The sequence below is a fragment of the Acidimicrobiales bacterium genome, from assembly GCA_036273495.1.
Taxonomy (GTDB): domain Bacteria; phylum Actinomycetota; class Acidimicrobiia; order Acidimicrobiales; family JAJPHE01; genus DASSEU01.
Genome location: DASUHN010000410.1, coordinates 1 through 9669 on the forward strand (window position 1 = coordinate 1; position 9669 = coordinate 9669).

A 9669-nucleotide genomic window follows, 5' to 3' on the forward strand; every position below is an offset into this window, starting at 1 on the left:
CGTCCCCGTTCCGGTCCGGTGAGACGGCTCATCGCCCTCGGCGTCGCCGTTGCCGTCGCCGCCCTGGTGGCGGTGCTGGCCACCCGGCCCCCGGCCCAGGTGGCCGAGGCGGCCAGCCCCCTGCTCGGCCGGGCAGCCCCCGCCATCCGGGGGGCCGGGCTCGACGGGACGACCGTCGACCTGGCGACCATGCGGGGGGAGTTCGTGCTGGTCAACTTCTTCGCCAGCTGGTGCGGGCCGTGCCACACCGAGCAGCCCCACCTCATCGGGATGTCGTCTGACGTGCACGTCGTCGGCGTCGTGTTCCAGGACAGCTCCGCCAACGCCCTCCGGTTCCTGCGGGGCGGCGGGGCCCACTGGCCCGCCATCGCCGACCCGCAGGGGGCCCTGGCCCTCGACTGGGGCGTCCGTGGCCCGCCCGAGTCCTATCTGGTCAGCCCGGACGGGACGGTCGTGGCCAAGGTGCTGGGCCCGGTGACCGCTTCGCAGGTGAGCTACCTCCGGGGCGTGATGAGCCGCACCCTGCGGTCGGGCCAGTGACCCGCCTCCGGGCCTGGGCCCCGTGGGTCCTGCTGCTCGTGGTCCTCGGAGTCGGCCTGGGGATCGGCGTGTCCCGCTCCGGGCCGCCGCCCACCGTCGACCAGCAGGTGCGCGCCATAGCCGCCGAGGTGCGCTGCCCGTCCTGCGCCGACCTCAACTCCGCCCAGTCCAACGACGTCACGGCGGTGGCGGTCCGCTCCGCCATCCGCCAGCGCCTGGTCCAGGGCCAGTCGCGCCCCCAGATCGAGGCCTTCCTCGTCAGCCGCTACGGGCCCGACATCCTCCTCCGGCCGCCGAGCCGGGGCGTGGGCGGGTTGGTGTGGCTGCTCCCCGTCATCGCCGCGGTGGCGGCTCTGCTGGCGGCGGCGTGGGCGCTGCGGCGCTGGCGTGCGTCCGCGGCCGGCCCCTCACCCTCAGGCCGGGCTCCCGACGCCGGCGACGAGGACCTCGTTCGGCGCGCCCTCGGCGAGGCCCGGTGACCTATCCCGTGACCACCCCCCCCGACGGGTCCCCGGAGGACCGCTCCGCCCTCGAGGCCGAGCGGGACCGCCTCCTGGAGTCGTTGCGGGACATCGAATCCGAGCACGCCGGCGGCGACCTGCCCGACTCCGACTACCGGGCCCTTCGTGACGACTACACGGTCCGGGCCGCGGAGGTCCTGCGCCGGCTCGGGTCCCTGCCGGCGCCGGCCGTGGCTGTCGAACCCGCGGCTGTCGAACCCGCTGCTGCCGAACCCGCTGCTGCCGAACCCGCTGCTGCCTCCGAACCTCGCCTTTCGGAGGGCGACGAGGCCGCCGTTACGCCGCCCGCCGCCGCGCCTTCCCGCCCCCGGCCCACCCGCCGGCGCCTGAGGATCGCGGTGGCGGCCGCCGGCGCCGCGCTGGTGGTGGCGGGAGGGCTGGTCCTCGTGGTCGGGGGATCGGGCTCACGCCAGCCCGGCCAGACCGTCTCCGGCAACGTCCCGCCCGCGCCGGCGCAGGAGCTGGTGGCCGCCCGGCACGCCATGTCCACCGGCGACCAGGCCATGGCGCTCCGCCTCTACCAGGCCGTGCTGACGGTGGAGCCAAACCAGCCCGAGGCCCTGGCGTACAGCGGGTGGCTGCTCCGCCTGTCCGGGGACGTGCAGAACAACAAGACGCTGATCAGCGCCGCCGTGGCGGAGGAGCGGGCCGCCGAGGCGGCCGACCCGGCCTACCCCGACCCTCACTTCTTCCTCGGGCTGATCCTCCTCGACGACCTGCACAATCCGACCGCGGCCATCCCCCAGCTCACCGCCTACCTCGGGTCCTCTCCCTCGCCGGCGGTCAAGAAGGCCGTGGAGCCCGTGCTGGCCCGGGCCCGCCAGGAGGCGGCGCAGGCGGCAGGGGGCGCCGGCGGCTGACGCCCGCGGGAACATCACGGGCGGGCAGGTCGGCGAACAACGGGGCCGCGTGCAACCGAGGCTCTCTCCTCCCCGACCCCGCGAAGAACAATTTCGTGTGTCGTATTCGAAAGTTCGAGTATGACCGGTGTTCGGGCACACATTGCACCCGGGTTGCCCCGTGGCGCGGTGAGATCGACGGACGACACGCGCGCCGCGAGGTGGTGCGAACACGCCTCGCGCAAAACAGCGTGCCGTATGTGAATCGTCGAATACGGCGGAGATTTCTGTGGAGGGGGTAGCTCTCCCCGCCGCCCCTCGAATGCGCACGGGAGCGTTTCCGCGGAAACGCTCCGGCGCGTCCTGAGCGCTAATGGATCAACGACGCTGGCCGATAAGGCGGGCGCGGGGCGAGGTGGTCCCGCACGCGCTCCCTGACGGCGGGCCAGCGCGACGCAAGACGGCGGGAGCGTGGAATGAGGGTTGGTCCCTACCTGATCGCGGGGGCGTCACTTCTGTCGGTGAGTTCGGTGCTCGCTGTACCGGAATCGACGGCCGCAGCCGCCACGACCGGCGCTCCCAGCCCGTGTCCGACCGACGTCACCGCCAATCTGACGAACCTCGGCCTGACGGCGGCGACCGAGACGACGCCCGACACCGGTTTCTCGTACACAATCTGGTCGGGCCACGTGGCGTCGTGGGACGGCGTCCCGCTGCAGGTCTATCTGACCGTCCCGCAGGGTTCGCCCTGTCGGCTGCCGCTCATCTCCGAGAACAGCGGATACGGGAGCAACCCGTCGGTCATGCTGGCAGCGACCGACGCCGGGGGCTGGAACAACGTCTCGTGGGCGGAGCAGGGCTACGCCACCCTGTTCTTCGAGCAACGCGGCTTCAATCTGTCCTGCGGCCCGGCCGACTCCTCCAACGGCACAGCCTCCGGCCTGCCGACGGCCTGCACCGCCGATGGCCGCCACTACTGGATGACCTTCGACGACGTCCGGTACAGCCCGCGTGACCTCCAATGGCTCATCGGGAGGCTGGTCGATGCAGGGGCGGTCAATCCCTCCTCCGTTGCCGTCACGGGCGGGTCGATGGGAGGAGGCCTGGCATGGGAGATGGCGGTGCTCAACGACCGGACCGTGTGCGGCGGACTCTGGGACCCGGCCAACGGACCTGATCCCTGTGGAGGCAGGAAGGGTGGCTATATGAGCTGGACGAGCCCATCCGGGACCCCCCTCCATGTCGCTGCCGTTGTGCCCCAGTCGGGCTGGGCCAGTCTGGGGGGAGCTCTCGTCCCGAACGGTACGGCCTCGGACGGGCTCAACGGCGCTCCGGCCCGAAGCCGTACACCCAGGACACGTCTCCCATCGGAGTGCCACGCCAGTCCTGGATCAATCTGCTGGAGACCTCGGGCCAGAGCAGCGCCTTCTCCGCCCCGCCGAGGAGTGACCCCACGAGCGACTGGTCCGATTGGTTCTCGGACCTGCAGGCACAGCTGAACACAGTGACCACAGCGGCGGGCACCAACCTCGGTTCGGCGATGTCGACGCTGTTGTTCCAAGCCGATGCCGAGAAGTCACCCATCAGCTACTACCTGAGCTTCGACTCCGACGTCCCGATCCTGGTTCTCCAGGGCCTGGACGACGGCCTCATGACTCCGGTCCAGGCCCAACTCATGTACCAGGAGGCCAAGGCCCACGATCCGGCCTATCCGATCTCCGTCGTCTGGGGAGATGTGGGGCATTCTCCCGCCGGAAACCCGCAGGACCTCCTGAATGACTTCGCCGACCGCGGAAACGCCTTTCTGGCGGCCGCCTTCGGACGCGGTGGGTCGACAGGGTCGAGCAACGAGAGCGCCTATCTGATGCGATGCGGCGCCAACACCGGTGGTGGGCTGACCGAGGCGGCGGCGGGGACCCTTGCGGCCCTGGAGACGGGAACCTGGACCCTCAGCAGCACGCAGGCCCGGACCACCACCAACCTGGCGGCCGGGTCCGAATCCGCTGCCCTCGGGAACGTGAATCAGTCCTCGTGTCCCCGGATGGCCGTTCAGCAGGATGCCAACGTCGCCTCCTGGACGTGGCCGGTGACGAGCGCGAGCACGCTCCTCGGGGCGCCGGTCATCACCCTCAAGGTCAGGACGACGGGGGTGGACGCGCAGCTCGACGCCCGTCTGTGGGTCGAGGACGGTGGTACCCAGACCCTGATCTCAACGGGCCCGTACCGGCTGGCGGGTGTCTCGCTGGGCCTTACCGACACGACCGTGACCTACGAGGTGCCGATGACCGCCTGGTCGCTCCGGCCCGGCGAGGTGCTGAAGCTGGAGATCACGGGGGACGACGCCCCCACCTATCAGGCCGACCTGCTGCCGGCCATCACGACCATCGACAGCGCGTCGCTCAAGCTGCCCACCACCGACCTGGCGACGTTCGGCGCCGCGTACAAGTTGTCGGCCAGGCACGGATCACAGCTCTCGTCGGCGGTAGGCAATTTCGTCGGAACCTCCTCGACTCTGGCCGGGAGCTACCAGGCGACGGTCGACTGGGGAGACGGCACGGTGAGCTCCGGGACGGTGTCCTACGCCGGAGGCGGGTGGTACGTCGTGAACGGCACCCACACGTGGGCCGGTCCGGGCAGCTATCAGACGAAGGTCACGCTGGTGTCGGCGAGCGGTGTCACGGTGGTCCACTTCGGGCAGGCGACGGTGAGCTGAGCCGGCCGGCGGAGTCCGGTTCCCGGGACTGCCGTCAGGCCCCCAGCGCCCGGAGCCGGCCGACCACGTCGGGGAACGCCGCCACCAGGGCGTCGATGTCGGGGTCGGTGGTGGACCAGCCGACCGACACCCGGACGGACCGGTCGGCGTCGACGCCCATGGCGGCCAGCACGGGGGAGGGTTCCAGGGACTCCGACGAGCAGGCCGATCCGGAATGGACGGCTATCCCCGCCTGGTCGAGGGCCAGCACCACCGCCTCGGCCTCCACGCCCCCCACGCCGAGACAGACGATGTGCGGCGCCCGGTGGTCGGGACCGGCGACGGGATCTCCGTAGACCTCGACGGCGTCCACCTCCCGAGCGAGGTCCAGCACCCGGGCCGACCGAGCAGCCGCCGCGTCCGACTCGGCCCCGAGGCCGGCGGCAGCCAGATTCGTCGCCGCCACGCCGAAGCCAACCAGCGCCGGAACGTTCTCCATGCCGCCCCGGCGGGCCCGCTCCTGGTCACCCCCCACGACCAACGGGTCGAAGCGCAGCCCCCGCCTCACCACCAGGGCGCCGGCGCCCTTCGGGCCCCCGAGCTTGTGGGCGGACACCGACATGAGGTCGGCGCCGCACGCCCCGAAGTCCACATCGACGTGGCCGCACCCGGCGGCGGCGTCCACGTGGACCAGGGCACCAAGGGAGTGGGCGGCCTCGACGACCTCGGCTACGGGCTGGACGGTGCCGACCTCGTGGTTGGCCCACTGGCAGTGCACCAGGGCCACGGCCCCGTGCTCGGAGCGGGCCCGCGCCCCGGAGTCGAGCACCGCCTGGGGGTGGATCCGGCCCAGCCGGTCGACGGGCACCTCGACCACAGGGGCCATGCGCCCGGATGCGTCCCGCACGGCCGAGTGCTCGACGCCGGCGCAGAGCACGGCTCCCGGCCGGTCCCGGCAGGCGCCCCATGCGGCGGCGTTGATCGCCTCGGTGGCGCCGCTCGTGAACACGATCTCCCGGGATCGGGCGCCGACGAGGGCGGCAACCGCCTCCCTGGCCTCCTCGAGCGCGACCCGGGCCATCCGGCCTTCGGTGTGGACCCGGGCCGGGTCGGCCGCCGCCGGGCCGGTCAGCCAGGCGGCCACGGCCTCGACCACCTCGGGGCGCGCCGGAGACGTGGAGGCGTGGTCCAGGTAGTGGCGGTGGGCCGCGGCGAGGGCGCCGGCGGCCGTCGGATCGGTCAGACGACGGTGACGCAGGCGGTGGCGCCCTGCGCCCGGTTGGCCTCCGTGGTCGGGGCGGTGTCCCCGTAGAGACCGGCCAGCATCCCCCGGACCATGCCCCGGTCGACGGCGCAGATCACCGGGTTCTGGACCGCCGTGTCCCCGAACGGGCACAGGTCCGAGATGATGGCCAGGGTCCCCGAGCGGGACTCGGCGTGGGCGGCGAAGCCGTGGGCGGTCAGGGCCTCGGCCACCGCCTGGAGGGCGGACCGCAGGGAGCGCTGGCCCTCTCCCGGCGCCATGTGCTCGGCCAGGGAGCGGCCGTACTCCTCACCCACCTGCTCGGCCATGGCCTGGGCCACGTCCGGGGGGAGCAGCCCCAAGGCGTTGCCCAGCAGCCTCACCATGAGGTCGTCGCTCTTCACGTGGAGCTCCAGGCCCGAGCCTCCCGGGGTGGAGCGGTAGCGCTTGGAGGGCCGGCCCGCCCCACCGGCTCCGGGCCGGTCGAGGACGACCTCGAGGTAGCCCCCGGCCGCCAGCTTGTCGAGGTGGTGGCGGGCGACGTTGGGGTGGAGGTCGAAGTGCTCCGCCACCTCGGTGGCGGTGGCGCCCTTCTCGCTGCGGGCGAACAGGTAGATGTCCCGTCGCGTCGGGTCCCCGAACGCCGAGGTCACCGCCGCCACCGCAGCCGAGAACTCGGCGTCGGAGAGGATGCGCTCGGTCTGAGCCTGCGCCACGGTCGGTATTGTACCTATGCAGACAGGGGAAATCCTCATGGCCGAGCAGCACCAGCCCAACGAGCAGCGGATGGCGGGGCCCGCCGGGCGGGTCAACCAGTTCATGACGCCCGGATCCCGGACCCGGGTGCTGGCCGTCTCCTCGGGGAAAGGCGGCGTGGGGAAGTCCTCGGTGACGGTCAACCTGGCCGTCAGCCTCGCCGCCATGGGCCACGGCGTCGGGATCCTGGACGCCGACGTGTACGGGTACTCGGTGCCGCGGATGCTGGGCCTGACCGAGCGCCCGGCGATAGAGAACGAGCAGATCATCCCTCCGGTCGCCTACGGGGTGACCTGCGTGTCGATGGGGTTCTTCGTCGGTGAGGACCAGCCGGTCATGTGGCGGGGACCGATGCTGCACAAGGCGTTGGAGCAGTTCCTGGTCGACGTGGCCTGGGGGGAGCCCGACTACCTCCTCGTGGACATGCCGCCAGGCACGGGGGACGTGGCCCTCTCGATGGCGCAGTACCTGCCCCGCTGCGAGTTCCTCGTCGTGACCACTCCCCAGTCGGCGGCCCAGCGGGTGGCGCAGAAGACCGCGTACATGGCGCGCAAGCTCAAGCTGCCGCTGCGCGGGGTCATCGAGAACATGTCCTGGTTCACCGGTGACGACGGGAAGCGCTACGAGCTGTTCGGTGCCGGCGGCGGTCAGGAGCTGGCCGACGGCCTCGAGGTCCCCCTGCTCGGCCGGATCCCGCTGGTGCCGGCGGTGCGCGAGGGCGGGGACCAGGGTGCGCCGGTGACGGCCACGGACCCCTCCGGCGAGGCGTCGAAGGCCTTTTCGGCCGTAGCCGAGAGGGTGGCGGAGATGGGACCGGCCCGCATCTACCGCTCCGAGCTCAAGATCCGCTGACGACCGCCGGCGGGGGCGCCAACCGTTTCGGGGGCCAGGACCGTATCTTCGTAACGTGACCGCCACCCCCACCGCCGCCCGGAGCGAGACCGTGCCCGTGGGCCGGCGGGTGTTCCTCGGGATGGTGGGATTGGGTGGGGTCGGGGTGCTGGTGGGCTCCTACCTGCAGCGGGGCGTGGGCGCCGCCGTGCGCAGCATCTCCCCCGTGGCGGGAACGGGTTTCGGCGCCCTGATCCCGGGAGCCGACCGGTTTCGGATCTACTCGGTGACGCCGGGATTGCCGTCGATACCGGCGGCTTCCTACCGGTTGAAGGTCACCGGCCTGGTCGACCAGCCGTTGGACCTCACCCTGGCCGATCTCGAGGCCATGCCCCGGACCAAGCTCGTCAAGGACTTCCAGTGCGTCACGGGCTGGCGCGTGCCCGGGGTGCGCTGGGACGGCGTGCAGCTGTCCCACCTCCTCGACACGGCGGGAGTGCGACCCGGTGCCACCGCGCTGGCGTTCGACTCCTACGACGGCGTCTACACCGAGAGCCTCACCATGGACCAGGCCCGGCGTCCCGACGTCATGGTGGCCTACCGGTTCGAGAACGGCCCGATCTCGAGCGACCACGGCGGCCCGGCCCGGCTCTACGTGGCGCCGATGTACGGCTACAAGTCGGCCAAGTGGCTGTCCGGCATCCGGGTGGTGAACCAGGTCGAGCCCGGCTACTGGGAGCAGGAGGGCTACGACGTCGACGGGTGGGTCGGACGCTCGAACGGCCGCAGTGACCAGCCGATCGGCTGACGATCTGGCGCGCTTCGACCTGCTCGAGCGCATCCTGCACTGGACGACGGCGGCGATGTTCGCGGTGCTGATGCTGACGGCCGTGCCGCTCTACCTCGGCTCGGTCTCCTCGATCATCGGCCGGCGGGCGCTGGTGGCCGACATCCACACGTGGACCGGCGTGGCCCTGCCGGCGCCGCTGGTGGCGTCACTCGTCGGGCCCTGGGGCCGGCGCCTGCGGGCCGACGTCCGCCGCTTCTCCCGGTGGAGCGATCAGGAGCTGCGGTGGCTGCGCACGCTCGGGCGTCAGGGCGTCACGCGGATGGGGAAGTTCAACCCGGGCCAGAAGCTCAACGCCGTGTTCGTGGCCGGGTCGATCGTGGTGATGCTCGGGACCGGGGCGATCCTGCGGTGGTTCGGGCCTTTTCCCGTCTCGTGGCGGACCGGCGCCACCTTCGTCCACGACGTCCTGGCCACGGCCATCTTCGTGGTGGTGGCGGGGCACGTCACCTTTGCCCTGACCCATCGCGACGCCCTCAAGTCGATGTTCACCGGCCGGATCAGCAGGCGCTGGGCCCGCCGCCACGCCCCCGCCTGGCTCGACGAGGTCCACGACGGCGGGGATCGGAAGAACGGCGCCGTTCCCGCCGAGCGGGCCGCTCAGATCCCCCGGGGCAGGCGGGAGCTGTCCCAGCCCAGCAGGGCCACGGCGCAGCGGAAGGCGTAGCGGTCGGTCATCCCCCCGACGTAGGTGACGGCGCGCCGCACTGCGTCCGCGGTCCCCGCCGGCGCGTGGTCGGCATCGGGGATGAGGTTCGGACGGTCCGAGAAGCAGTCCACCAGGGCGCGCAGGACCTCGACCACCAGCTGGGCCTGGGCCCGCGACGCGGGCCGGAGGTAGATGTGCTCGTAGTTGAACGCCCGTAGGGCGGCCAGCGCCTCGGCGCGGGGCTCGGACATCCCGACCACGCCGGTGGTCGTGATGGTCTCGACGAGGTCGGTGACGAACGTGCGCAGCTGCTGTGAGCGGGTGCGGCCGCACTGCTCGGTCACGACGGCAGGCAGCATGTCCGTGGTGACGATCCCGGCCCGGGCCGCGTCCTCGAGATCGTGGGCGCTGTAGGCGCACCGGTCCGCCCACGAGACGACCTCGGCCTCGGGCGTGGCCGGCGCCGGCCGGGACCAGCTGTGGTTGCGGACCCCGTCGAGGACCTGGTCGGTCAGGTTGAGCGGGGCAAGCACCACGTCGGCGCCCCATACGGCGTGATCGAAGCGCTCCTCGAGGAACACGCTGAGGGCGTCCTCGCTGGCGTGGCCTCCCGGTCCGTGGCCGCAGTCGTGGCCGAGGGCGATGGCCTCGGTGAGGGCCGTGTTGAGCCCGCACCCCCGCGCCACCGCCACCGCCACCTGGGCCACCTCGAGGGCGTGGGTCAGCCGGGTGCGCTGGTGGTCGTCCGGGA

The 9669-nt window shown here is 72.2% G+C and carries 10 protein-coding genes; 7 read left to right on the forward strand and 3 right to left on the reverse strand.

The window, feature by feature from the left end; genetic code table 11:
* The 4 genes from VFW24_17815 to VFW24_17830 all read left to right on the forward strand — a co-directional run.
* The coding region (locus VFW24_17815) for a TlpA disulfide reductase family protein (GenBank protein HEX5268626.1) at positions 1–540 on the forward strand (540 nt) is incomplete at its 5' end.
* Positions 537–1019: a cytochrome c-type biogenesis protein CcmH gene (locus tag VFW24_17820; GenBank protein ID HEX5268627.1), complete on the forward strand. Its 483-nt coding sequence runs from the start codon at positions 537–539 to the stop codon at positions 1017–1019. The genes VFW24_17815 and VFW24_17820, both read left to right, overlap by 4 nt.
* Positions 1020–1027: 8 nt before the next feature.
* Positions 1028–1921 carry a hypothetical protein gene (locus tag VFW24_17825; GenBank protein HEX5268628.1) on the forward strand — a complete coding sequence of 298 codons (894 nt, stop codon included), beginning with the start codon at positions 1028–1030 and terminating at the stop codon, positions 1919–1921.
* A gap of 1351 nt (positions 1922–3272) precedes the next feature.
* Positions 3273–4613 (forward strand): CocE/NonD family hydrolase C-terminal non-catalytic domain-containing protein, encoded by a 1341-nt coding sequence (locus VFW24_17830; GenBank protein ID HEX5268629.1) that lies wholly within the window; start codon positions 3273–3275, stop codon positions 4611–4613.
* Between the two features lie 34 nt (positions 4614–4647).
* Here the strand turns inward: VFW24_17830 and VFW24_17835 are convergent, their stop codons facing one another.
* Both VFW24_17835 and VFW24_17840 read right to left on the reverse strand, forming a co-directional pair.
* A complete protein-coding gene (locus tag VFW24_17835; GenBank protein HEX5268630.1) occupies positions 4648–5949 on the reverse strand; it encodes a cysteine desulfurase family protein in 1302 nt (433 codons plus the stop codon).
* The gene (locus VFW24_17840) at positions 5832–6551 is read right to left on the reverse strand and encodes a helix-turn-helix domain-containing protein (GenBank protein ID HEX5268631.1); all 720 of its coding nucleotides are present in this window, start codon (positions 6549–6551) and stop codon (positions 5832–5834) included. Before VFW24_17840 ends, VFW24_17835 begins: the two co-directional genes overlap by 118 nt.
* 16 nt (positions 6552–6567) lie before the next feature.
* Here VFW24_17840 and VFW24_17845 point away from each other — a divergent pair, with 16 nt between their 5' ends.
* Genes VFW24_17845 through VFW24_17855 form a run of 3 tightly spaced genes read left to right on the forward strand, consistent with a single transcriptional unit; the run spans position 6568 to position 8936 of the window.
* A complete protein-coding gene (locus tag VFW24_17845; GenBank protein ID HEX5268632.1) occupies positions 6568–7443 on the forward strand; it encodes an Mrp/NBP35 family ATP-binding protein in 876 nt (291 codons plus the stop codon).
* 55 nt (positions 7444–7498) lie between these two features.
* Entirely contained in the window at positions 7499–8230 is a 732-nt protein-coding gene (locus VFW24_17850; GenBank protein ID HEX5268633.1) for a molybdopterin-dependent oxidoreductase, read from the forward strand.
* The gene (locus VFW24_17855) at positions 8211–8936 is read left to right on the forward strand and encodes a cytochrome b/b6 domain-containing protein (protein ID HEX5268634.1); all 726 of its coding nucleotides are present in this window, start codon (positions 8211–8213) and stop codon (positions 8934–8936) included. Before VFW24_17850 ends, VFW24_17855 begins: the two co-directional genes overlap by 20 nt.
* Here VFW24_17855 and VFW24_17860 read toward each other — a convergent pair.
* A partial coding sequence (locus VFW24_17860; GenBank protein HEX5268635.1) for an HD domain-containing protein occupies positions 8870–9669 on the reverse strand: 800 nt, incomplete at its 5' end. The two genes, VFW24_17855 and VFW24_17860, sit on opposite strands and share 67 nt — an antisense overlap.

What these genes read in the sequence shown, in the direction of transcription:
- VFW24_17845 (HEX5268632.1), top strand. Translation starts at nt 6,568, where the DNA reads ATGCAGACAGGGGAAATCCTCATGGCCGAGCAGCACCAGCCCAACGAG.